This window comes from Mesorhizobium qingshengii (assembly GCF_900103325.1).
Classification (GTDB): domain Bacteria; phylum Pseudomonadota; class Alphaproteobacteria; order Rhizobiales; family Rhizobiaceae; genus Mesorhizobium; species Mesorhizobium qingshengii.
The window spans coordinates 23,134-44,521 of sequence record NZ_FMXM01000003.1 but is presented as its reverse complement, the minus strand read 5'-3'; the positions used below and the strand labels follow the sequence as shown (position 1 = coordinate 44,521).

Here is a 21,388-nt window from a genome sequence, read left to right as displayed (position 1 = left end):
ATATCTCGCCATGCGCTACCGCACGCTTGATCCGGAACTGATCGTCGAAACCGCCGAACGGCTGGAAGAGCGGATCGCCGACCGTTTTCCCGAAGCCGGACTGCGCGGCGTCGCCGCCGAGCTGGTGTCGCTGTCGCGCGATCTGGCCAAGGCGGCGAAGGCGCTCGAAGCGCCGATCTGGTGGCTGCGCGGGCTCATCATCGCCGCGGTCGTCGCCGGCGCGCTGATCTTTCTGTTTGTCGGCACCATCCTGCCGCTCATTCACATTTCCCAGGCCGACGATGCGGTGCAGTCGGTGCAAGGTATCGAGGCCACGATCAACATGATCATCCTCGCCGTGCTCGGTTTCCTGGCGTTGATCCGCACTGAGGAGCGTATCAAGCGCAAGCAGGTGTTTCGCCAGCTGCACGGTCTCAGGTCGCTGATCCACGTCATCGACATGCACCAGCTGACCAAGGATCCGGCGGCACTTTCGGCCAATTTCAAGCCGACCGAACATTCGCCGGCCCGCATCACCAACGCCGCCGACCTTGCCCGCTATCTCGACTACTGCTCGGAGATGCTGTCGATCACCGGCAAGATCGCCGCGTTGTTCGCGCAATCGGTCAATGACGATGTGGTCATTGACGGCGTCAACGACATCGAGAACCTGGCGTCCAACCTGTCGCGCAAGATCTGGCAGAAGATCACCCTGATCGACGGTCGTCAGGCCGCGCTTTGACCTGTTCCGGCGTCAGGCCGGGCGATCCTCGTTTTTCCTGTTCGGCGGTGCGCACCAGCGCCGCTACCCGTTTTGTCAGAGGCGCCGATGTGCCCGCCTTTTCGGCCAGCCTCAGGATCGCGCCCTGCAGGTCGTCGATCTCCGTCGGCCGGCCGCGTTGCAGATCGTCCCACATCGACGAGCGCGCCTCGGGGGCGATGGCGAGCATGCGTCGCGCCAGCAGCCGGAACAGCCAGTCCGGCAGCCGGAGCACCTTCGGCAGCAGTGCTGGCCGCAGGCCGGCGATCCGCGCCGGAGCGATGCCCGACGCGTTCATCGCCTGCAGCGCCTCATCGATCTGGCCGGCCAGGATCAGGCGCCAGCGACGGTCGGAGAGTTCGCTAGCCAATGGCAGGCCCGACAGTGCGACCAGCGCGTTGTTCAAATTCATCAGCAGCTTGCCCCACAGCACGGCCTTCATGTCGCCATGGGCTTCGACCGCAAGCCCTTCGACGCCGAGGAGACCGATCAGGCCGGCGTTGCCGTCCTCGACCATTACCTTGCCGTCGCTGGCGCGATGCACACGCAGCGGCAACTCGCCGTCCGGCGACTGCACGACATTGAATGGCACCATGCCGGCCAGCACCATTCGCCCGTCAAGCCCGGCACGCAGCCTGTCGGCATTGTCGATCCCGTTCTGCAGGCTGACCACGACGGCATCAGGACGGGCATGGGCCTTGATCAGGGCGGCCATATCCGTGGTCGCACCGCTCTTGACCGTGACCAGGATCACATCCGCCTTCGGCAAGGCGACGGCCGGATCGGTGGTGACGACAAGCGCTTCCGGCTTGAGCGAGCGGTCGTGGCCATCAAGGTCGCTGACCCGCAATCCGCCCTGCCGCAATGCCGCCTCGACGCGCGGCCGGGTCAGCAGAATCACCCGGCGTCCGGCGAGCGCCAGGCAGCCGCCGGCATAGCAGCCAATGCTGCCGGCGCCGGCAATGACGATTGTTCTGTCCCCTTCTGCCATCCTGTCGCTCCCCCCGGAGCCCACAATTATACGACATGAAAACCATAATGTCGGCGGTATCGTCGGCCACTGGGCCGGCCCCTATGTCTGGCCGTGACAGGCCTTCCGCTTTCGACTATCGCTTTTGCCATGACGCTGCCGACCGATCCCGCCGAAAACCTCGCCGCCCTTATCCGTTGTGCCTCGGTGACGCCCGCTGAGGGCGGCGCGCTGACTGCGCTGGAAACCATGCTGAAACCGCTCGGCTTCCTGGTCGACCGGCCAGTGTTCTCCGAGGACGGCACGCCCGATATCGAGAACCTCTATGCGCGGCGTTCCGGCAACGGCCCGCATCTGATGTTTGCCGGCCATACCGACGTGGTGCCGGTCGGCGACGAAGCCGCCTGGACGCATCCGCCTTTCGCCGCCGAGATCGCCAATGGCGAGATGTATGGCCGTGGTGCGGTCGACATGAAGGGCGGCATTGCCTGTTTCATCGCCGCCGTGGCGCGCCATGTCGAGACAAATGGCGGTCCGAAAGGCTCGGTCTCGCTGCTGATCACCGGCGACGAGGAAGGTCCGGCCATCAACGGCACGGTCAAGCTGCTTGAATGGGCGGCGGCCAAGGGCGAGAAGTGGGATGCCTCGATTGTCGGCGAGCCGACCAACCCGGATGCGCTTGGCGACATGATCAAGATCGGCCGGCGCGGCTCCATGTCGGGCGCCATCACCGTCAATGGCCGCCAGGGCCATGCCGCCTATCCGCAGCTTGCCGACAATCCGGTGCGCGGACTGATGAGCCTTGTCGACGCCTTGCTGCATCCCGTCTTCGACAAGGGAACGAAGGATTTCCAGCCGACCAACCTGGAAGTCACTTCCATCGATGTCGGCAACCCGGCCACCAATGTCATTCCAGCGAAAGCGACCGCCACCTTCAACATCCGCTTCAACGACACCTGGACGGCCGAGACGATCCAGGCTGAGATTCACAACCGCCTCGACCAGGCGGCGAAGCGCAAGAAATACCGGCCGGGCAAGAAGGCTCCGGTCGACTACGACCTTGTCTGGCGCGATCGACCGAGCCACGTCTTTCTGACCCGCGACGACAGGCTGATCGAGACACTGAGTGGTTCGGTCAAGGCGGTGGTCGGCAGGAAGCCGGCGCTGTCCACTTCCGGCGGTACCTCGGACGCGCGCTTCATCAAGGACTATTGCCCGGTGGTCGAGTTCGGACTGGTCGGCAAGACCATGCACATGGTCGACGAGCGCGTCGCCATTGCCGATCTCGAAACGCTGACGCAAATCTACCAGCGCTTCATCGACGACTGGTTCGGACAGGGCTGAGCAGCATGCTTTCGGCGGACGAGACCCAAGCTTCGCTGACCGGCGCCTGGCGGCTGATGCTCGGCAAGGTCGACGGATTGCGTCTGCTCGACCTGTCGGCCGACGGTTTCTGGAACTCCTTTTTTGCCATCGTCGTTGCCGCACCGGCGCTGATCGTCGGCTGGGTCGGCATTGCCAACGAGATCGGCGATCCCGATGCGTTCGCGGGGCGCTTCGGCATGCTGGTGCGCCTGGCAACGGTCGATATCGGCTCCTGGGTGCTGCCGCTGGTCGCCCTTGCCCTGGTCGCGCGGCGTGCCGGCATCGGCGGCCGCTTCGTGCACTATGTCGTTGCCAGCAACTGGGCTTCGGCCATCACCGCCTGGCTGATGTTGCCCTCGGCACTGATCAGGCTTTTCCTGACATCCGCGAGCCAGATATCGAGCCTTGTGTCGCTGCTGTTGTTCGCGCTGTCGATGGCGCTGACCTGGCGCATGACCAATGCCACCATCGGCAAGGGTGCCGCGGTCGGCACCGCCGTTTTCGTCGGCATGTTCATCGCCTCGCTGATGGTGCTGTTCGGGCTGCAGATGCTGCTCGGCATCACCGTGCCGGGTGACATCTAGGCCTGGGCCACCGCCATATCAGGGTGTTCATAACGTTCCTGCACGATCCAGCCGAGGCAACGCGCGTCGAGTGCCGGGATCGCGGATATCGACCCGTCCGGGTGAACCCGGCCTGGCATTCGCATGCCCACCAAAATCTCGTCGGCGCCATTCGGACAGAGCCGCAATCCCGACTTGCCGCGGCCGAAAGGGCTGAGAAGGCCGTGATTTGAAACGTTTGCCCGACCCTACGGGATGAAGGGCATTGCCGTGCACGATGCCCATCATGGCAGCTTCCGTCCTGCGAGCGGTCACTCGCTGGAAAGTTTTCCATCGAATGCTTTGCGCCAGATCAATGATTAAGTACGGATTCCGGAGTATATCTATCATGACAAGATTATGACAGTGCTTCGATATTCGTTAAAAAGCCGGCTTCTCATTTCGATAAACTTTGGAAGGCGGACAACGAGGCAGGAACAGAACGATCTATCATTATGGCAGGATGGATGGCTGATAGATGGAAAAAGTGGATGTTGTCGCCGCGCTCGGCCAATCGAAGCTGCTGCTGCCGGCCCGGATCACCGGCGCGCTTGCAGCCAATGACCGGCTGAAATTCGCACTGACCGCGCTTCAGGCCGCGGCTGCCCATGCCGCAGATGGCGCGGCTCCGCTATCCAACCTGCGTCGCGACTATGCGGCCGCCCATATCAACGCGCCGTGGCTCATGGAGATGCAGGCGACGGCCTGGCTGGAGGGCGGGACGTTGCATCTTGCCGACCTGGCGCGACTTGGCAAGCTGCTCGGGGAGGACATCCGCCTGATGGCCCGGCCGCTGGAAGGCAGCGCGGATGCCGACCACAAGGCGCAAATCGCGCGGGTCGATCATTGGTGCGACTGGCTGGACAAGTTGAATGCGGGCGTGCTCGACGACGCCCAAATGCTCGCGCTGACGGGCGGGAAGCGGGGCGAGAGCGATACGTTCCACATTCTGGTGATGGATCTGCACAAGAGCCTGAACCGGCTGGCGGTCGACATGTCGGACGATACGGTCGACGGTGCTCATGTCTGGCAGCTCGATGCCGACGACCGCCCCCGCGTCGCTGCCTTCATGCGCGGGCTGAACCGCACGCGCAGGCTCAAATTCGACCATCCCGGCCTCGACACGGCGGCGACGCGCGACGGGGCGCGGTTGCTCATCCAGAACGACATCGGCACTAACGACGTGCATGTGCTGGTGATCCAGATGGAGGGTTTTTCGATCACGCTCACCTATTCGGACCTGCACGAGCGGCGCTTTGCCTTCTTCCAGGGCCTTCTGTCGGAGATTGGAGCGCAATGGTCGGACGTCGGCGTGCGGCGCAGCGCCGGTCTGAACTCGGGCGCCGATTACGTCGTCGGCACGGCGCGCTTCGATTGCGCCGATCTCGCGGCGGCAGACGCGGCCCTCGAGGGTCTTGGCGCGCGCATCGTCTTCCTGATCGACTGGAACCGGGCACGCAAGCGGCTGAACCGGCTTGTCGCCAAGCCGCTTTCCATCGCGGTGCTGACCGAGGCAGCCCATCGCGAGGCGGGCCATATGGGCTGGCTCATGGCCGGGGCCGATCAATTGGTCTTCGACGCGATGGAAGCGCTGTCTCCGGACCATTTCCGGATCGGCGACCGGTTGGACAGCGTGCTGGGCGCGGCGGAGGCGCAGGATTTCCTGACCGAGGCGCTCGTGCTTTCCTCCCATGCCATGCAGGTGGACCAGACCGTCGCCCTGATCGCCGACCAGATCCGGCTGCTGCTGTCGCGCCATGTCCGCCGTCACCGGGACGAGTTCGCGCTGCTCGGCGAGCACGCCGCCTTCTGCCACGCCTTGGCCGAAGGCATACGCGATGCGCTGGCGTATGGCCACGAAACAGACGTCAAGGCCGCTCGAAAGCTATCGGAGCGTGCCAAGATCTGGGAACGCAAGGCCGATCATCTGGTGATGCGCCTGCGCGACCAGGCCGCAGGCAACGCGCGCTGGCTGCCCTTCCTGCAACTGATCGAATGCGCCGACGATGCGGCGGATGCGCTGGAGGAGGCCGTTTTCATCCTGTCGCTGATCGCCGAGGACAATCACCATGGCTGGAGCGACGAATTGCGCACCGCGCTGCGCCGGCTGGCCGACAAGGTGCTTGAGGCGGCACAGGACCATGTCAAGGCGCTCGCCATCGCGCGCACGCTCAACGAAGCGAGCCTCGCGCAGGACCAGGAAGAATTTCTGGCCGCCTGCTGGCGGGTGGTCGATGCCGAAAAGGCGTGCGATGTGCTGACGCGCGAGATCAGGCGCCTGTTCGTGCGCAATGTCTCGGACGCGGCCACGCTCAGCCTCGGCACTGATTTCGCGGCCGCGCTGGAAGCATCCACCGACGCGCTGCTGCGCACGGGCTACGCGATGCGCGGCCTCGTCCTCACCCGGGTCGGCGCCGGCAACCAGGGGAGGCGAGCGTGAGCGGCGCATCGACGAGTACTCCGCCAGAAGGTTCGGCCCAGCTTGGTCTGATCGTGGCCGGCAAGCCACTGGAAAAAGCGGCTTCGCCCGAGACGATGGGCTTCAAGGCGTACAACCTTGCACGGATGGCGGCGCTCGGGCTGAACGTGCCGCCGGCCTTCGTGCTGGGCACCGGCTTGTGCGCCCACCAGGAGACGGCAACACCCGCACTCTGGCACGATGCACTCGTCCGGCTCGAGGCCGCGACCGGCCTTGGCTTTGGCGATCCGCGCCGACCGCTTCTGTTGTCGGTCCGCTCCGGAGCGCCGGTATCGATGCCGGGAATGATGGAGACGCTGCTCAATATCGGCCTGACCGAGGCGACGCTGCCGGGACTGATCCGGTCGACCGGCAATCCGCGGTTGGCGTGGGACGCCTATCGCCGCCTGATCGCCGGCTACGGCGAGGTGGTGGCGGGTGTCAACGCGACCGACTTCGAGGCCGACCTCGACGCCGTGCGGCTGGGCGAGGAAGAGCGCATTCTCGACTTCGCCGTGCTGCGCGATCTCGCGCAGCGGCACTTGGAGACCTATCGGCGGTCAGCGGGCGAAGCCTTCCCACAGGACGCGGTCGCGCAGTTGCAAGCGGCGGTCGCGGCAGTGTTCCGGTCCTGGTCGAGCGCCAAGGCCATCGCCTACCGCGAGATGCGCGGACTGAGCCATGGCATGGGCACGGCGGTGACGGTCCAGCGCATGGTGTTCGGCAATGCGGGCGGGCTGTCCGGGGCCGGTGTCGGCTTCACTCGAAACCCCAGCGACGGCAATCCCGCCCCCTGGGTCGATTTCCTGTTCAATGCGCAGGGCGAGGATGTGGTCAGCGGCCGGCGCAGCGCGCAGGGTCACGACCGGTTGGCGGCGATCGCGCCGCGCGTCTGGGAGGAACTGGTCGAGGCGGCGAAGGCGCTTGAGCGGCATTTTGGCGACATGCAGGATTTCGAGTTCACGATCGAGGACGGAAAGCTCTTCCTGCTTCAAACCCGCGAAGGCAAGCGTACGCCGCAGGCCGCCGCCCGCATCGCCCTCGACATGGCGGAGGAAGGGTTGATCGACCGGGAAACCGCCTGCCTCCGCACCGCCGGCCTCGACGCCGCGGCGTTGACGACGCGCATCATCGTGGCCGAGGACGGCGCGGCGCCGACGGTGCTCAGCCATGCCGCGACCGCCTCCAGCGGGGTTGTCAGCGGCGTGGTTGCCCTCAACGAGGCACAGGTCGCGGCGCTCGAGACGGAAGGAAAACCGGCGATCCTCGCGCGGCAGAACGCCGAGACCGATGACATTGCACTGCTCGAGCGCGTGCAGGGCCTGCTCACCCGGCACGGGGCGCGTACGTCCCATGCGGCCGTGGTGGCGCGGCAGCTTGGCAAGGTCTGCCTCGTCGGCTGCGAGGCAATGCGTATCGACGAATCGAGGGACCGGATCGGTTTCGGCGACACATGGCTCGATCCCGGAGCGGTGATCACCCTTGACGGCAACGGCGGCACGATTTTCGCGGGCGCATCGCGCACCGCCGAGCAGGTGCCGGCGGAATTGCTGCAGCGGCTCGACCGACTGCACGCGACGAAGGGATGAATGCCTGGCCCTGGACCAACCGGCGGTGTCTCGCCTGATTTGGTCGATCGCGACATTCTCATCCCTGGCAGGCCATCGGACGAGATTGCCGGGCCAAACGCATCAGCAGTCGCGCCGGCCTGCGATTGGGACCTCGGAGACCTATGGTGTTGGCAAAGGAAGTGGAACTCAAGCTTGCGTTGACGCCCGAGGCGGCCGACGTGCTGATCGGGTCGGACCTGGTCCTCACCGATACCGCCGTCGCTCAGCCTTGATCGGTCTCCGGATAGTCGACGCCGACGAGAAACAGCCCATCGGGCGGCGCCACCTGGCCGCAGGCGGCGCGGTCGCGCGCCTCGAGCGCCGCGTGGAGGTTGGCAACGGTCCAGCCGCCGTCGCCGACGCGTTTCAGCGAGCCGACCATCGAGCGTACCTGATTGTGCAGGAAGGAACGCGCCGAGGCTCTTACCTCGATCATGTCGCCTGTCCGGCTGACATCGAGCCGTTCCAGCGTCCTGACCGGACTGTTGGCCTGGCACTGCGTCGAGCGGAAGGTGGTGAAGTCATGCCGGCCGAGCAGGACTTTCGCCGCTTCGTGCATGGCGACGGCGTCGAGCCGCTTCGGCACCCACCACACCTTGCCCTTTTCCAGCGCCGAGGGCGCACGGCGGTTGAGGATGCGGTAGAGATAGTGGCGGCCGGTGGCCGAGAAGCGCGCGTCGAAATCGTCCGGGACAACCATCGCCTTCAGGATGGCAACATGTGCGCCGGCAGCCTGAAGATGGGCGTTCACGGCGTCGCGCACCTTGTCATCAGGCCATGCCTTGGCGAGGTCGACATGCGCCACCTGGGCCGTCGCATGCACGCCGGCATCGGTGCGGCCGGCGGCGCGCAACCTGACCTCTTCGCCGCAGAATTTCTCGATCGCCCGCTCGATCGCCTGCTGCACCGAAGGCTGATCCGCCTGGTGCTGCCAGCCGGCAAACAAGCTGCCGTCATATTCGATGTCGAGGCGAAAACGCGGCATGCTAGAGCATGATGCCGAAAAGTGTGAAGCGGTCTTCAGACGACATCATGCTCTTTCTCTTTGAGTTAGAGGCGGATTCAGATTTCAGGTCGATTCGACCTGAAATCATCCGGCTCCAGGGCTGTCGCCGCTTACGCGGCGAGTGCCGAGCCGAAGGCCGAGGCGTAGACCAGCCTGCCTGCCTCCGGCGCGTCGCCCCAGGCCAGTGCCTGCAGCGCCTCGCCCTGGTACTCGCTCTCGAAGTTTTCGGCGCGCGCGTGGCTGTAGCCGAAACGGCTGTAATAGGCCGGATCACCCAGCACCACGGCCAGTGTCTCGCCGGCGTCCCTGAGGCGGATATGCGCCTCGCGGATCAGCGCGCCGCCGATGCCGCTGCCATGGAACGAAGGTTCCACCGCCAACGGTGCCAGCGCCACGGCCGCAAAGCTTTTGCCGCCATTGCGGACAAACAGCCGGGAAAACAGGATGTGGCCGACAACCTGGCCGTCCTCTTCCGCCACCAGTTCGGCAACGGCGTCGCCGCCGGTCACCAGCGCGTCGACCAGCCCGGCCTCCGCCTGCTGGCCGAAAGCGTGCTCCTCGACGAGGCGGATGGCCTCGCGATCCCGCGGCGTCGCCGCGCGTATCGACATCATGCTCATGAGAATTTCATTCCTTTTTCGATCTTGGCCCCGCGCAGGAATTCCGACGCGGCAGCGGGCCTTCCGCCCGCCCGTTGAACTTCGACCAGCCTGATCGCGCCTGCCCCGCAGGCGACCGTCAGCCGGTCATCGAGAATTCCTCCCGACTCGCCCGCGCCTTGCGAAAGCACCGAGCGAAGCAGTTTCAGCCGCTCCGGGCGGCCGCCAATTTCAATCTCCGACCACGCACCGGGAAAGGGCGACAGGCCACGAATGTGATTGTGGACCTCGGTCGCCGAGCGATTCCAGTCCACGCGAGTCTCCGACTTATCGATTTTCTTGGCGTAGGTCACCCCTTCCACCGCCTGGGGGGTAAATGTCAGGGTGTTCCTTTCCAGCCGCGCCAGCGCTTCCACCACGAGTGCGGCACCGACGCCCATCAACCGATCATGCAGGTCGCCGGCCGTCATATCGGGTTCGATGGCGCATTTTTCAACCATTCCCACCGGGCCGGTGTCGAGCCCTTCTTCCATGCGCATCACCATCATGCCGGTCTCGCGGTCGCCAGCCATGATGGCGCGCTGGATGGGTGCGGCCCCGCGCCAGCGCGGCAACAGCGATGCATGGCCGTTGATGCAGCCGAGCCGCGGCGCCTCGAGAACCGCCTTCGGCAGGAGCAAACCGTAGGCGACGACCACGGCGACGTCGGCCCGCAGAACGTGGAAAGCGGCCTGCTCGGCCTCACCCTTGAGCGACACCGGCGTGCGCACCTCGACGCCAAGCCGCTCCGCCTCGCGCTGCACCGGTGACGGCGTCAGCTCCAGCCCGCGCCGTCCGGCGGCGCGCGGCGGTTGCGTATAGACGGCTGATATCTCATGTCCGGCCTCGCCGATCGCGCGCAGCGTCGGCACCGAAAACTCCGGCGTGCCCATGAAGATGACGCGAAGGGGCATTCCCCTATCCCACCAGCTTGCCCGGCGCCTTGTCCCTGGCGAGCTTCTTGAATTTCTTCACCACCATGTCGCGCTTCAGCTTCGAGATGTGGTCGATGAACAGCACGCCGTTGAGGTGGTCGATCTCATGCTGCAGGCAGGTCGCCATCAGTCCCTCGGCTTCGATCTCCTGCAGTTTGCCGTCGCGGTCGAGGTACCTGACCCGCACCGCCGCCGGACGTTCGACCTCGGCGTAGTAGTCCGGGATCGACAGGCAGCCTTCCTCGTAGACGGAGCGCGCGTCGGCGCTGCCCAGGATTTCCGGATTGATGACGACGTGCGGCGCCGGTGTTTCGTCTTCCTTGGCGAGATCGATCACCAGCATGCGCAGCGGTTCGCCGATCTGGATCGCAGCCAGCCCGATGCCGGGCGCGTCATACATGGTCGCCAGCATGTCGTCGGCTAGTTTGCGCAAGGGCGCGTCGACACGCTCCACCGGCTTGGAAACCTGGCGCAGGATGGGATCGGGAAGGATGATGAGCGGCTTGATCGGCATGGCGTTCCACGTAAGACGTCCAGTGAAAAGCGTCAACCGGGGCGCCTGGCTGGCGTTCACGTTTTGATCTGTGCCGGCATGCCGAATCATCTATGCTGTCCACATGAATGACCTGACATCCATCCTTTCGGAGCCCGTCGCCCGGCTTGGCGCCTCCACGATAACGCTCGGCCATGCGCTGGCTTTCGCCGTGTTGCTGTTTCTTGGCCTGTTCGTGGCGCTCGTCGTCGCGTTGTGGCGGTCGGCCAAGGCGCGCGCCGTGGCGGCTGCGGAAGCCGCCGACCATGCGCGCGACGCCGAGGCGCGGATGGCCGGCATTCTGCAGTCTCAATCCGAGATGCAGGGCCGCATGGGTGCCATCGCCGAGGTGTTCGGGGCACGCCAGGCGGAACTGACGCAGTCGATCGGCCAGCGCCTCGACGCCATGACCGGCCGCCTCGGCCAGACCATGACCGAGCAGACCAAATCCACCCATGAGAGTCTGGCCAAATTGCAGGAGCGGCTGGCGATCATCGATGTCGCGCAGGGCAACATCCAGTCGCTCGCCGGCCAGGTCGTGCAGCTGCAGGCGATCCTTTCCAACAAGCAGACGCGCGGCGCCTTCGGCCAGTCGCGCATGGAGGCGATCGTCGCCGACGGCCTGCCGCACGGCGCTTACGAATTCCAGGCGACGCTGTCCAACGGCAGCAGGCCCGATTGCCTGGTGAAGATGCCGAACGGCGCGCCTTCGCTTGCCATCGATGCCAAATTCCCGCTGGAGGCCTGGAATGCCATCCGCGCCGCCGATGGCGTCGAACTGCAGAAGGCCGCCTCGCAGGCGTTCCGCCGCGACATCGAGGTCCATGTCCGCGATATATCGGAAAAATACCTGATCCAGGGCGAGACGCAGGATACCGCCTTCATGTTCGTGCCGTCGGAATCGGTGTTTGCCGAGATCCACGAGAATTTCGAGGCGATCGTCCATAAGGCGCACCGTGCCCGCATCGTCATCGTCTCGCCGTCATTGCTGATGCTGTCGATCCAGGTCATCCAGGCGATCCTCAAGGACGCCCGCATGCGCGAACAGGCGCACCTGATCCAGGGCGAAGTCATCCGGCTGATGGAGGATGTCGCGCGTGTCGACGAGCGGGTGCGCAAATTGCAGGTCCATTTCGGCCAGTCGGCCAAGGACATCGACGACATCCTCGTCTCGACGTCGAAGGTGACCAAGCGCGGCCAGAAGATCGAGGCGCTGGAGTTCGGCGCGCAGCCTGTGGAAGACGGCACGGTCGCGGCCTCGTCGGCACCCGTTGCGAAAGTCGAAGGCGGCGCGCGCGTCGCCGATTCGAAGACCGGACAGCTCAGGCTGAGGGTTGTCGAAGGCGACGACTGAGCCGCGCTACTGCTCCTCCACGATTGTCATGCCTTGAAATTCCGGCAGCCAATGCAGCGCCGAGCGGTGCCATTTCTGCTGTGTAGGGATCAAATCCTCGCGTTGGCGCGCGGTTCCCGCTCGAATCCCATAGACTTTCGGGCCATCTCCGACCGACGTGGCGTAAAGGTGCGAACCGCAGTCGGCGCAAAAGGCCTGGGCGCGCTTGGCGCCGCTCGCCCCGGTCTTGGTGTAGATTTTCGGCGTACCCTTCGTGATCCGGTAGTGATCCTCGGGCGCCGGAACCGTCACGCGAAAAGCCGTGCCGGTCAGTTGCTGGCAATCCGTGCAGTGGCAGATCGAGGTCTTTTCCGGGTCGACCTCCGCCTCGTAAGCAATAGCGCCGCAATGGCAGCCGCCGTCGATCTTCATCGCCGCTCCTCCAAAATCCACCCGTGGATCATAGCGGGCCAAGGCAGCGAGGCAACGGCACTGCGCTAGTCCAGAGCCGGATCGGATGCGGGTGCGATCAGATTGCGCCGCTGCTCCCAGGTGCCCGTGGTCTGCGGCTTGACGAACAGCCGCATGATCTCCGGCATCTCCGTCTTCAGCCGTTTCTCGAGGCGCTCGACACAGGCTTCGATCTCCGGCGCCGTCAGATGATCCTCGAATTCGATGCTCAGGCCAGCGACGATTTCCTCCGGGCCGATATGCAGCGTCAGTACACCGTTCGCTCGTTGCACCGCCGGGTCTTGCTGGACGATGGCCAGCACCTGCTTCTGCACTTCGGGTGAGGCCGGTTCGCCCAGAAGCAGGCTCTTGCTTTCGCGCGCCAGGAAAATCGCCGTCGCGCCGAGGATAAGCGCGATGCCTATCGAAGCGGCGCCATCGAGCTCAGGCATGTCGAGTAATTCCGCCGCCAGGATGCCAGCGAAGGCGACGATCAGGCCGAGCAGGGCTGCGCTGTCCTCGAACAGCACCGTGTAGACGCTCGGATCCTTGCTCGCTTGCACGGCCCGCAGCCAGCCCTGTTTGCCTTTCTGCTGGCGGAACGCCTTCAGCGCCACCAGCCAGGAGCTACCTTCGAACAGGAAGGAAAGGCCGAGAACGATGTAGTTCACCTTGGCGTTGGCGACCGGTTCGGGGGCCATGATATGGATGACGCCTTCGTAGAAGGACACGCCGGCGCCAAGCGCGAAGACGAGAAGGGCAACGATGAAACTCCAGAAATAGAGCTCGCGGCCATGACCGAGCGGATGCGTCCGGTCGGCTGGGCGGGCGGCACGGTGCATGCCGTAGAGCAGCAGCCCGCCATTGCCGGTGTCGACCAGCGAGTGCACGCCTTCCGACAGCATCGCCGAGCTGCCGGTGAAGAAGGCGGCCGCGAACTTGGTCAACGCGATGGCGAGATTGCCGGCGAGCGCCGCGTAGATGACCCTTTTCGATCCGCCATGACCGGCCATTGTCTTGCCCTGTTGGAACTCCGAGCTTAGTGGAGCCCCTGTCGAAGCTCCACAGCCATTGACAACGCACGAACCGGGCAGTCGTTCAGGGTAGGTGCCTACTCGACGATCTCGTCGGTCCACACCTTGAAGCCGGCGAGCGTGCCCGGTCCGAAGATATGGGTCAGCGGCACGTCGGCGGCGTCACGGCCGGAGGCGATGAGGACGCGGCCGATGCGCGGCGCGTTGTTGCGCGGGTCGAAGACATGCCAGCGGCCACCGAGATAGACCTCCATCCAGGCAGCGAAATCCATGCTCGACCAGGGCTTTGGCATGCCGATGTCGCTGATGTAGCCGGTGCAGTAGCGCGTCGGGATGTTGAGCGCCCGGCAGAAGGTAACGGCAAGGTGGGCGAAGTCGCGGCACACACCGCTCTGCTCGCGATAGGCTTCCGCCGCGGTGCGCGTCGGTCGCGCATTGCCGTAACTGAAGACGATATGATTGTGGACGAAGTCGCAGACCGCCTGCACGCGCGGGATGCCGAGCGGCGTATGGCCAAACAACCGCCACGCCTCGCTCGCCAGCAGGTCGCTCTCGCAAAAACGGCTGGGCAGCAAGAACAGCAGCGTGTCCGACGGCAGGTCGCGCACCTCGTGCTGCCAGGCCATCAGGTCGCGCATCTCGTAGGTGCCGGGGTCGCGGATCACCGCGTCGGTGCCGAAAGTGAAGCGTCCCGGCGGGGCGACGAAACGGTTGCACCAGTTGCCGAAGCTGTCGCGATAGCTTTCGATCGGCACCGGCGGGTTGGAGGTCAGGAAATCCGGCCGCTCGAGATCGGATGCGCGGGAATAGTGGACATTCAGCATCGCGATGAGCGGCGTTTCCTGCGGAAAGTCGAAGCTCATCTCGCAGCCGATGTGGATTCGCATTGTTGTCCTGACCAGCCTGCCCGGTCCATCGCCCGGCGAAAACCCCTGGCTGATGCTGCAGTGCGATAGACAGCATGGCATGGTCCGAACCGCATTACGAGGGGAAAACCGGTTGACAGCGGAGGGCCGGCGCGAGCGAACCGTGGCAGCCCCTTGCGGTCGGGCGATTCTCTTGTTTCACTTCGCTTCCCACAATCGGAGGAACGAATCATGGCTAAAGGTGCGATGAAGGCAGGCAAGGAAGCCCGCAAGCCGAAGAAGGACGCCAAGAAGCCCGCCCCGGCTCCGGCCCTGAAGGCGCCGCCGGTCAAGGCGATGAAGCTCAAGGACAAGTAAGTCCGGTCAATCCGCTTTGGACAGGATGACGGCCGGCAACATTGTCATGTCGCTGGCCGTTGTTGATCGGCCGCGCGAGATTCCCATATTGGCGTGGCGGGGACGACCTCGCGCTCCCCCGAAATCAGGCCGGGACGACCCGCCATTCCTTGATCGAGCATCGGTCCGATGCTCGGATGGAGCGCTCCCGATGTCGTGGATCTTGCTGTTTTTTGCCGGCCTGTTCGAGATCGGCTGGGCAATCGGCCTCAAATACACCGATGGTTTCTCGAAGCTGGTCCCGACTGGCCTGACGGTGGCTTCGATGATCGTCAGCCTCACCCTGCTCGGCCTGGCGCTCAAAGTGCTGCCCGTCGGTACCGCCTACGCGGTATGGACCGGCATCGGCACTGTCGGTACCGCACTGCTCGGCATCTGGCTGCTCGGCGAGCCGGCCACCGCGATCAGGCTGGCCTGCATCGCGCTCATCGTCTGCGGCATCATGGGGTTGAAGTTCGCGGCCTGAGCCTGCCTTCAAGACAAACGCTTTCAGGGCCGCTGCAAGGCGACCCTGATCCCAAGTCAGTTCGGCGCTTGGCCGTGGAGGCGCTAGCGGGCGGAGAAGCCCGGGGGCGTTCTGCCGGTGCGCTGCTTGCGCGCCGCATAGCGCGCGTCGCGCTTGGCCTTGCGTTCGGCTTCGTCGGCCAGCAAACGGGCGATGCGCTCGTTTTCTTCGGCTTCCCGAATCTTGGCCTCCGCCTGTGCCGCCTCTTCGGCCGCAATGCGTGCCGCTTCGGCCGCTGCCTCGCGCTCGGCCTTCTCGACCGCCTCGCGTGCCAGCTTTTCCTGCTTCAGCCTTGCCTTCTCGGCCTCGCGTATCTGGCGCGCCTCGAGGATTGCCTTGCGTTCGGCCTGTCGTGCCTGCACCGCAGGGTCATCTGCCGCCGGCTTTGACTTGAAGCGCTCCAGAAGCGCCTTCTTTGCCTCGTTCGCGGCATTGCGCCGCTCGAAAATATCTTTTTCCCTGTAGATAGCCAAGTCCACTTCCCTGAAGTCAATTCGCGAGGCTTACATACGCGCGAATGCCGAGAGTTCAAGCGCCAAATCGGTATGCCAGCCATGAAATTCTGGCTTGTTGCAGCCGGGAGACGCCTTTTTTGGCCGAACCGGACATTCACTGTTCACCGTCCGCCCCTCTGGCGACGAAGCGGGCCGATCGCTACCTCTAACGCGAAAAGCCCAACACCAGGATGACATGACATGGAACTCGGTCTCTACACCTTTGCCGACGTCAGCCCGCAGCCGGGCCCCGGCGCCATCGGCCCGCATGAGCGGCTGCGCAATCTGATCGAGGAGGTCGAACTGGCCGATCAGGTCGGCCTCGACGTCTTCGGTCTCGGCGAGCATCACCGGCCCGACTATGCCGCCTCGGCGCCGGTGGTGGCGCTGGCCGCGGCCGCGGAGCGTTCGAAGCGCATCAAGCTGACCAGCGCGGTCACCGTCCTGTCTTCCGATGATCCGGTTCGCGTCTTCCAGCAGTTTGCCACGCTCGACCTTCTGTCGAGCGGCCGCGCCGAGATCATGGCCGGGCGCGGCTCGTTCATCGAATCCTTCCCGCTGTTCGGCTACAATCTGGAGGACTATGACGAACTGTTCGCCGAAAAGCTCGATCTGCTGCTTGCCATCCGCGACAGCGTGAAGGTCACCTGGTCCGGCAATCTGCGTGCGCCGATCAACGATCGCGGCGTCTATCCCCGGCCGTTCCAGGACAGGCTGCCGGTCTGGATCGCCATTGGCGGCACGCCGCAGTCGGCGGCGCGGGCCGGCGCGCTCGGGCTGCCGCTGGCGCTCGCCATCATTGGCGGCGAGCCGGCGCGCTTCGCGCCGTTGTTCGACCTTTATCGTGAGGCCGCCAAGCGCGCCGGCAGTGATCCGGCGGGCCTCGCCACCAGCATCAACGTGCACGGTTTCATTGCAGAAACGACCGAGCAGGCTGCCGATGATTTCTACGGCCCCCAGGCGGAGGTGATGAACCGCATCGGCCGCGAGCGCGGCTGGGGCCCGACATCGCGGGCGCATTTCGACCAGTCGCGCGGTCCCACCGGCGCGCTGTTCGTCGGCAATCCGGAGCAGGTGGCCGAGAAGATCGTCGCCCAGCACAAGATCTTCGGCAACGATCGCTTCCTGCTGCAGATGGCGATCGGCGTCATGCCGCACGCCAAGATCATGAAGGCGATCGAACTCTACGGCACCAGGGTGGCACCGGTCGTGCGCAAGGAAACGGCGAAGTCCGCGCCGGCGGTGACGGCGCCTGCCGCATAAACCGACGGCAGCGCCCTCATCGAGGGGCAATGCCGGCTAACGGAACCTTGAAGCCACGCCGGCGTTTTCCGTCGACGGACTGCACCAATTGCGGTGCGCCGCCGAGGGACCACGATGAAAGCCGAACCCGCCGCTTCGGGCGCAGGTGTTGCCGATGAGCCGGATCCGCGCGTCGAGGCACGCGCGGACACGCATTTGATGCGTTCGCTGCTCGTCGGCATCTTTGTGTTCATGACCGTCTATGCGCTTTACTTCGCCCGCGCCTTCTTCATGCCGGTGATCCTGGCTTTCCTGCTGGCCTTGACGCTGACGCCGATCGTCCGGCTGCTGCGCAAGCGCGGCATTCCCGAAATGGTTTCGGCGACCCTTCTGGTGCTGCTGTCGATCTGCGTTTTCGCCGGCGCCGGCTACCTGCTCAGCGGCCCGGTCATCGACCTCCTCAACAACACCTCGTCGATCGGCCAACAGCTCACCGAGCGACTGGCACAATTGCGGCGTCCGCTCGAGAGGATCATGCAGATCTCGCATCAGGTCGAACAGATGACCCAGACCTCGCAGGAGCCGGGCATACAGAAAGTGGCGGTGGCGCAGTCCGGCATCCTGTCGGCGGCCGCCAGCAACATCCTGTCGGCGGGGACAAGCCTCACCATCATCTTCGTGCTGTCGCTGTTCCTGCTCGCCTCCGGCACGATGTTCTACGAGAAGATCATCCAGTCCTTCGCCAGCCTCAGCGAAAAAAAGCGGGCGCTGCGCGTCGTCTATGACGTCGAGCGCGAAATCTCGCATTACCTGCTCACCGTCGCCATCATCAATGTCGGCCTCGGCACCGTCATAGGTCTCGGCCTGTGGGCGCTCGGCATGCCCAATCCGCTGGTCTGGGGCGTGGCCGCGGCGCTGCTCAACTTCCTGCCCTATGTCGGAGCACTGATGACCATCGTGCTTGTCGCGATCATGGCGCTGATCAGCTTCGACACCATCTCCTACGCGCTGCTGGCGCCGGCTTTCGTGCTGTTGTGTGATATAGTCGAAGGCCAGTTCGTCACACCCATGGTGGTCGGCCGGCGCCTCGAGATCAACGCCGTGGCGATCTTCATTGCCATCGCCTTCTGGTCATGGCTCTGGGGCTTCGTCGGTGCCTTGATGGCGGTGCCGCTGCTGGTCGTCATCAAGGTGTTCTGCGATCATTTCGACGGGCTCAGCCATGTCGGCAATTTTCTCGCCGCGCAGCAGACAGTGGTGGTGGTGGAGGAACCGACCGAGGAGGGCGGCAAGGCCCCCGCATAATCGGCGCACCGTGTTTGCGGCACCCGGATCGAATGCCTATATCCGGCCCAGTCAATGCCGGTGCCTGTCCCATGAGCGATGCTCCCTTCGATCTCGATGCCTACTTCACGCGCATCGGCTATGCCGGTTCGAGGGATGCGTCGCTGGACACGCTCGAGGCACTGCATCTCATGCATCCGCAAGCCATCCCGTTCGAGAACATCGATCCGTTCCTTGGCAGGCCGGTTCGGCTCGACCTCGCCTCGTTGCAGGACAAGATCGTCGCCAGCGGTCGCGGCGGCTACTGCTTCGAGCACAATCTCGTTTTCATGCATGCGCTGAGGGCGCTTGGTTTTCAGGTCAGCGGCCTTGCCGCGCGGGTGCTGTGGGGCCAGCGCGAGGATGCCATCACCGCGCGCGGCCACATGCTGCTACGCGTCGAACTCGACGGCCGCACCGTCATCGCCGATGTCGGTTTCGGTGGCCTGACCTTGACCGCGCCGCTGCTGCTCGAGCCGGGCCGCGAACAAACGACCCCGCACGAGACCTTCCGCATCGTCGAGACGGACGATCATTTTCGACTGCAGGCCGCCATCGGCGGCGACTGGCGCTCGCTCTACCGCTTCGACCTGCAGCCGCAATATGAGGTCGACTATTCCGTCACCAACTACTTCCTGTCGACCAATCCGACATCGCATTTCCTCTCTTCGATCCTCGCCGCGCTCGCCCTGCCGGACAAACGTTACGCACTGCGCGGCAATCGCCTGTCGATCCACCACATTGGCGGCCGCAGCGAGCAGAAGGAAATAGCCACGGAAGCCGAACTCGCCGACACGCTGCAAGGCCAACTCGGCATCGTCATTCCCGACCGCGCCGCGTTCGAAGCCAGGCTGCGCGAAAAGAACATCGTGGAGACCAACGCATGACTGACCTTTCCGTCCTCGACCTGTCTCCGATCGTCGAAGGCAGCGATGCCTCGCGGTCGCTCGCCAACTCGCTCGATCTTGCCCGCCATGCCGAGCGGCTGGGCTACAAGCGCTACTGGCTGGCCGAGCATCACAACATGCCGGGCATCGCCAGCGCGGCGACCGCGGTCGTCATCGCCCATGTCGCCGGTGGCACCAGGACCATTCGCGTCGGCGCCGGCGGCATCATGCTGCCCAACCATTCGCCGCTGGTCATCGCCGAACAGTTCGGCACCCTGGCCGCCTTGCATCCGGGCCGCATCGATCTCGGCCTTGGCCGGGCGCCCGGCACCGACATGGGCACCGCGCGGGCGCTGCGCCGCAACCTCGAGGCGGGGGTCGACAATTTCCCACAGGACGTCGTCGAGCTGATGGGTTATTTCCAGCCGGCCGAGGAAGGTCAGCGCATCCGCGCCGTGCCGGGCGAAGGCCAGAACGTGCCGATCTGGATTCTCGGTTCCAGCCTCTACGGCGCCCAACTCGCCGCCATGCTTGGCCTGCCCTATGCGTTCGCCTCGCATTTCGCGCCGGCGGAACTCGACAATGCGCTGGATATCTACCGCTCGCGCTTCCAGCCGTCGGACCAGCTCGACAAGCCGCATGTCATGCTCGGTCTCAACGTCTTTGCCGCGCCCACCGATGCCGAGGCGCGATTGCTGTTCACTTCGCTGCAGCAGGCCTTCGTCAATCTGCGCACCGGCAGGCCCGGAAGACTGCCGCCGCCGGTCGAGAACTACGACTGCGGTCTCGATCCGATGGCCAGGACCATGCTTGACCAGGCGCTGTCCTGCGCCGTCGTGGGTTCCCCGGAAACGGTCAGGCAAGGCATCGACGCCTTTGTCCGCCGCACCGGCGCCGATGAGCTGATGGTCACCGCGCAGATCTTCGATCATGCGGCCCGGGTGCGGTCGTTCGAGATCCTGGCCGAAGCTCACAAATCGCTGTCGCAGGCGGCCTGAGATTTATCGGCCGCCAAGCGCTTTTGCGGACATCGATGCTCTGCTAGAGCAATTACAGGAAAAGTGTGAAACGGTTTTCCCGGGAAAAGCGCACGGCGCTTTTCCTTGGAAATTGCGTAAAAACAAAGAGTTAGAGCGGTTCGCCGTTTCCGTGAAACGGTGAACTGCTCTAAGTGCGGGGCATCCATAGGCAAGAGCGAGCTCTCCGGTGACACATGATCTCGACGCACGCGTGCAGTTCGCCATCGATCTGGCGCGGCGGGCCGGTGAACTCGGCCTGAAATATTTCCGCGATCTCGACAGTCTGACCATCGAGAGCAAGGGTCATCAGGACCTGGTCTCGCAAGCGGATCGCGAGGTCGAACTGTTCATCCGCGCCGCCATTGCCAAGGACTATCCGCATGACGGTATCGTCGGCGAGGAACATGCCTCGGTCGCCGGCTCGACCGGCTATGTCTGGGTCATCGATCCCATCGACGGCACCGCCAATTTCGTGCGCGGCATCCCGGCCTGGTGCGTGGTGATCGCTTGCGCCAGGGACGGAGAGACGGTGGTTGGCGTCATCCATGAACCGTCGACCGGCGAGACCTTCCATGGCAGGCTCGGCGGCGGCGCCTTCGTCAATGGCAAGACGATCAAGACGAGCGCGGCCACCAGCCTGGAAGAAGGGTCTGTCGGGACCGGATTCTCAAACCGGGCGGAAACCGAACATGCCGCCGTGCTGATCCGCATGCTCTTGGCCGAAGGTGGCGTCTTTTTCCGCAACGCGTCAGGTGCCTTGATGCTTGCCTATGTCGCTGCCGGCCGGCTGCTTGGTTATGTCGAACAGCACATGAACGCCTGGGATTGCCTGGCCGGCATGCTGTTGATCGAGGAGGCCGGCGGCAAAATCGTCAAGCCCGATCCGAAGACGGTACTGCGAGACGGGACGCTGGTGATATCAGGCGGCAAGGGTGTCTTTTCGAAGCTGCAGGAGCTTTCTTCGGAGGCGTTCAGGCTCTGATC

General features: G+C 64.6%; 22 protein-coding genes. 13 read left to right on the top strand and 9 right to left on the bottom strand.

The window, feature by feature from the left end; genetic code table 11:
• The first annotated feature begins 10 nt into the window (after positions 1-10).
• Positions 11-721 (top strand): hypothetical protein, encoded by a 711-nt coding sequence (locus BLS48_RS03895; RefSeq protein WP_091575713.1) that lies wholly within the window; start codon positions 11-13, stop codon positions 719-721.
• Here the strand turns inward: BLS48_RS03895 and BLS48_RS03890 are convergent.
• Entirely contained in the window at positions 687-1,730 is a 1,044-nt protein-coding gene (locus BLS48_RS03890; RefSeq protein WP_091575712.1) for a 2-dehydropantoate 2-reductase, read from the bottom strand. The genes BLS48_RS03895 and BLS48_RS03890 overlap by 35 nt on opposite strands.
• Before the next feature lie 129 nt (positions 1,731-1,859).
• Between BLS48_RS03890 and dapE the strand changes: the two genes are divergently transcribed.
• The 4 genes from dapE (at position 1,860) to BLS48_RS03870 (ending at position 7,723) form a co-directional block, all read left to right on the top strand.
• Positions 1,860-3,053: a succinyl-diaminopimelate desuccinylase gene (gene dapE / locus BLS48_RS03885; protein ID WP_091575711.1), complete on the top strand. Its 1,194-nt coding sequence runs from the start codon at positions 1,860-1,862 to the stop codon at positions 3,051-3,053.
• A 5-nt stretch (positions 3,054-3,058) separates the two neighbouring features.
• Positions 3,059-3,658 carry a transporter gene (locus tag BLS48_RS03880; RefSeq protein WP_091575710.1) on the top strand — a complete coding sequence of 200 codons (600 nt, stop codon included), beginning with the start codon at positions 3,059-3,061 and terminating at the stop codon, positions 3,656-3,658.
• A 496-nt stretch (positions 3,659-4,154) separates the two neighbouring features.
• Positions 4,155-6,116, top strand: a complete 1,962-nt coding sequence (locus BLS48_RS03875) for a DUF47 family protein (protein WP_091575709.1) — start codon at positions 4,155-4,157, stop codon at positions 6,114-6,116.
• Entirely contained in the window at positions 6,113-7,723 is a 1,611-nt protein-coding gene (locus BLS48_RS03870) for a PEP/pyruvate-binding domain-containing protein (RefSeq protein ID WP_208604581.1), read from the top strand. Before BLS48_RS03875 ends, BLS48_RS03870 begins: the two co-directional genes overlap by 4 nt.
• A 244-nt stretch (positions 7,724-7,967) precedes the next feature.
• On the opposite strand, the gene truA is transcribed toward BLS48_RS03870, so the two are convergent.
• The 4 genes from truA to def all read right to left on the bottom strand — a co-directional run bounded on the left by truA (position 7,968) and on the right by def (position 10,837).
• Complete coding sequence (gene truA, locus BLS48_RS03865) at positions 7,968-8,729, bottom strand: tRNA pseudouridine(38-40) synthase TruA (protein ID WP_091575708.1); 762 nt, start codon at positions 8,727-8,729, stop codon at positions 7,968-7,970.
• A gap of 131 nt (positions 8,730-8,860) precedes the next feature.
• On the bottom strand, positions 8,861-9,370 hold the full coding sequence (locus tag BLS48_RS03860) for a GNAT family N-acetyltransferase (protein WP_091575707.1): 510 nt from the start codon (positions 9,368-9,370) through the stop codon (positions 8,861-8,863).
• Positions 9,367-10,302, bottom strand: coding sequence for a methionyl-tRNA formyltransferase (gene fmt, locus BLS48_RS03855; RefSeq protein ID WP_091575706.1), 936 nt, complete (start codon positions 10,300-10,302; stop codon positions 9,367-9,369). The genes BLS48_RS03860 and fmt overlap by 4 nt, the downstream gene beginning before the upstream one ends.
• A gap of 4 nt (positions 10,303-10,306) precedes the next feature.
• A complete protein-coding gene (def, locus tag BLS48_RS03850) occupies positions 10,307-10,837 on the bottom strand; it encodes a peptide deformylase (protein WP_091575705.1) in 531 nt (176 codons plus the stop codon).
• Positions 10,838-10,940: 103 nt separating this feature from the next.
• Here def and BLS48_RS03845 point away from each other — a divergent pair, with 103 nt between their 5' ends.
• Positions 10,941-12,209, top strand: coding sequence for a DNA recombination protein RmuC (locus tag BLS48_RS03845; RefSeq protein WP_091575704.1), 1,269 nt, complete (start codon positions 10,941-10,943; stop codon positions 12,207-12,209).
• A gap of 6 nt (positions 12,210-12,215) precedes the next feature.
• On the opposite strand, the gene BLS48_RS03840 is transcribed toward BLS48_RS03845, so the two are convergent.
• From BLS48_RS03840 to BLS48_RS03830, 3 genes are all read right to left on the bottom strand, one after another.
• On the bottom strand, positions 12,216-12,620 hold the full coding sequence (locus BLS48_RS03840; RefSeq protein ID WP_091575703.1) for a GFA family protein: 405 nt from the start codon (positions 12,618-12,620) through the stop codon (positions 12,216-12,218).
• 65 nt (positions 12,621-12,685) lie between these two features.
• Positions 12,686-13,651 (bottom strand): cation diffusion facilitator family transporter, encoded by a 966-nt coding sequence (locus BLS48_RS03835; protein ID WP_091575702.1) that lies wholly within the window; start codon positions 13,649-13,651, stop codon positions 12,686-12,688.
• Between the two features lie 98 nt (positions 13,652-13,749).
• Positions 13,750-14,559 carry a transglutaminase-like domain-containing protein gene (locus BLS48_RS03830; protein WP_091575701.1) on the bottom strand — a complete coding sequence of 270 codons (810 nt, stop codon included), beginning with the start codon at positions 14,557-14,559 and terminating at the stop codon, positions 13,750-13,752.
• Positions 14,560-14,769: 210 nt separating this feature from the next.
• Here BLS48_RS03830 and BLS48_RS36540 point away from each other — a divergent pair, with 210 nt between their 5' ends.
• Both BLS48_RS36540 and sugE read left to right on the top strand, forming a co-directional pair.
• Positions 14,770-14,895: a hypothetical protein gene (locus BLS48_RS36540; protein WP_013528464.1), complete on the top strand. Its 126-nt coding sequence runs from the start codon at positions 14,770-14,772 to the stop codon at positions 14,893-14,895.
• Between the two features lie 190 nt (positions 14,896-15,085).
• Positions 15,086-15,400: a quaternary ammonium compound efflux SMR transporter SugE gene (gene sugE / locus BLS48_RS03820; RefSeq protein WP_091575700.1), complete on the top strand. Its 315-nt coding sequence runs from the start codon at positions 15,086-15,088 to the stop codon at positions 15,398-15,400.
• 83 nt (positions 15,401-15,483) lie between these two features.
• Here the strand turns inward: sugE and BLS48_RS03815 are convergent, their stop codons facing one another.
• Positions 15,484-15,912: a DUF6481 family protein gene (locus tag BLS48_RS03815; RefSeq protein ID WP_091575699.1), complete on the bottom strand. Its 429-nt coding sequence runs from the start codon at positions 15,910-15,912 to the stop codon at positions 15,484-15,486.
• A gap of 222 nt (positions 15,913-16,134) precedes the next feature.
• Here BLS48_RS03815 and BLS48_RS03810 point away from each other — a divergent pair, with 222 nt between their 5' ends.
• The 5 genes from BLS48_RS03810 to BLS48_RS03790 all read left to right on the top strand — a co-directional run bounded on the left by BLS48_RS03810 (position 16,135) and on the right by BLS48_RS03790 (position 21,386).
• Entirely contained in the window at positions 16,135-17,196 is a 1,062-nt protein-coding gene (locus BLS48_RS03810) for an LLM class flavin-dependent oxidoreductase (RefSeq protein WP_091575698.1), read from the top strand.
• A 114-nt stretch (positions 17,197-17,310) separates the two neighbouring features.
• Entirely contained in the window at positions 17,311-18,480 is a 1,170-nt protein-coding gene (locus BLS48_RS03805) for an AI-2E family transporter (protein ID WP_091575697.1), read from the top strand.
• 71 nt (positions 18,481-18,551) lie between these two features.
• Positions 18,552-19,385 (top strand): arylamine N-acetyltransferase family protein, encoded by an 834-nt coding sequence (locus BLS48_RS03800; protein WP_091575696.1) that lies wholly within the window; start codon positions 18,552-18,554, stop codon positions 19,383-19,385.
• Positions 19,382-20,383 (top strand): LLM class flavin-dependent oxidoreductase, encoded by a 1,002-nt coding sequence (locus tag BLS48_RS03795; protein ID WP_091575695.1) that lies wholly within the window; start codon positions 19,382-19,384, stop codon positions 20,381-20,383. Before BLS48_RS03800 ends, BLS48_RS03795 begins: the two co-directional genes overlap by 4 nt.
• 208 nt (positions 20,384-20,591) lie before the next feature.
• Complete coding sequence (locus tag BLS48_RS03790; protein ID WP_091575694.1) at positions 20,592-21,386, top strand: inositol monophosphatase family protein; 795 nt, start codon at positions 20,592-20,594, stop codon at positions 21,384-21,386.
• The last annotated feature ends 2 nt before the right edge of the window (positions 21,387-21,388 follow it).

Bases quoted from the DNA above. Each gene is read 5' to 3' on its own strand.
- BLS48_RS03895 (WP_091575713.1), top strand. From the start codon at position 11: ATGCGCTACCGCACGCTTGATCCGGAACTGATCGTCGAAACCGCCGAA.
- BLS48_RS03890 (WP_091575712.1), bottom strand. From the start codon at position 1,730: ATGGCAGAAGGGGACAGAACAATCGTCATTGCCGGCGCCGGCAGCATT.
- dapE (WP_091575711.1), top strand. From the start codon at position 1,860: ATGACGCTGCCGACCGATCCCGCCGAAAACCTCGCCGCCCTTATCCGT.
- BLS48_RS03880 (WP_091575710.1), top strand. From the start codon at position 3,059: ATGCTTTCGGCGGACGAGACCCAAGCTTCGCTGACCGGCGCCTGGCGG.
- BLS48_RS03875 (WP_091575709.1), top strand. From the start codon at position 4,155: ATGGAAAAAGTGGATGTTGTCGCCGCGCTCGGCCAATCGAAGCTGCTG.
- truA (WP_091575708.1), bottom strand. From the start codon at position 8,729: ATGCCGCGTTTTCGCCTCGACATCGAATATGACGGCAGCTTGTTTGCC.
- BLS48_RS03860 (WP_091575707.1), bottom strand. From the start codon at position 9,370: ATGAGCATGATGTCGATACGCGCGGCGACGCCGCGGGATCGCGAGGCC.
- fmt (WP_091575706.1), bottom strand. From the start codon at position 10,302: ATGCCCCTTCGCGTCATCTTCATGGGCACGCCGGAGTTTTCGGTGCCG.
- def (WP_091575705.1), bottom strand. From the start codon at position 10,837: ATGCCGATCAAGCCGCTCATCATCCTTCCCGATCCCATCCTGCGCCAG.
- BLS48_RS03845 (WP_091575704.1), top strand. From the start codon at position 10,941: ATGAATGACCTGACATCCATCCTTTCGGAGCCCGTCGCCCGGCTTGGC.
- BLS48_RS03840 (WP_091575703.1), bottom strand. From the start codon at position 12,620: ATGAAGATCGACGGCGGCTGCCATTGCGGCGCTATTGCTTACGAGGCG.
- BLS48_RS03835 (WP_091575702.1), bottom strand. From the start codon at position 13,651: ATGGCCGGTCATGGCGGATCGAAAAGGGTCATCTACGCGGCGCTCGCC.
- BLS48_RS03830 (WP_091575701.1), bottom strand. From the start codon at position 14,559: ATGCGAATCCACATCGGCTGCGAGATGAGCTTCGACTTTCCGCAGGAA.
- BLS48_RS36540 (WP_013528464.1), top strand. From the start codon at position 14,770: ATGGCTAAAGGTGCGATGAAGGCAGGCAAGGAAGCCCGCAAGCCGAAG.
- sugE (WP_091575700.1), top strand. From the start codon at position 15,086: ATGTCGTGGATCTTGCTGTTTTTTGCCGGCCTGTTCGAGATCGGCTGG.
- BLS48_RS03810 (WP_091575698.1), top strand. From the start codon at position 16,135: ATGGAACTCGGTCTCTACACCTTTGCCGACGTCAGCCCGCAGCCGGGC.
- BLS48_RS03805 (WP_091575697.1), top strand. From the start codon at position 17,311: ATGAAAGCCGAACCCGCCGCTTCGGGCGCAGGTGTTGCCGATGAGCCG.
- BLS48_RS03800 (WP_091575696.1), top strand. From the start codon at position 18,552: ATGAGCGATGCTCCCTTCGATCTCGATGCCTACTTCACGCGCATCGGC.
- BLS48_RS03795 (WP_091575695.1), top strand. From the start codon at position 19,382: ATGACTGACCTTTCCGTCCTCGACCTGTCTCCGATCGTCGAAGGCAGC.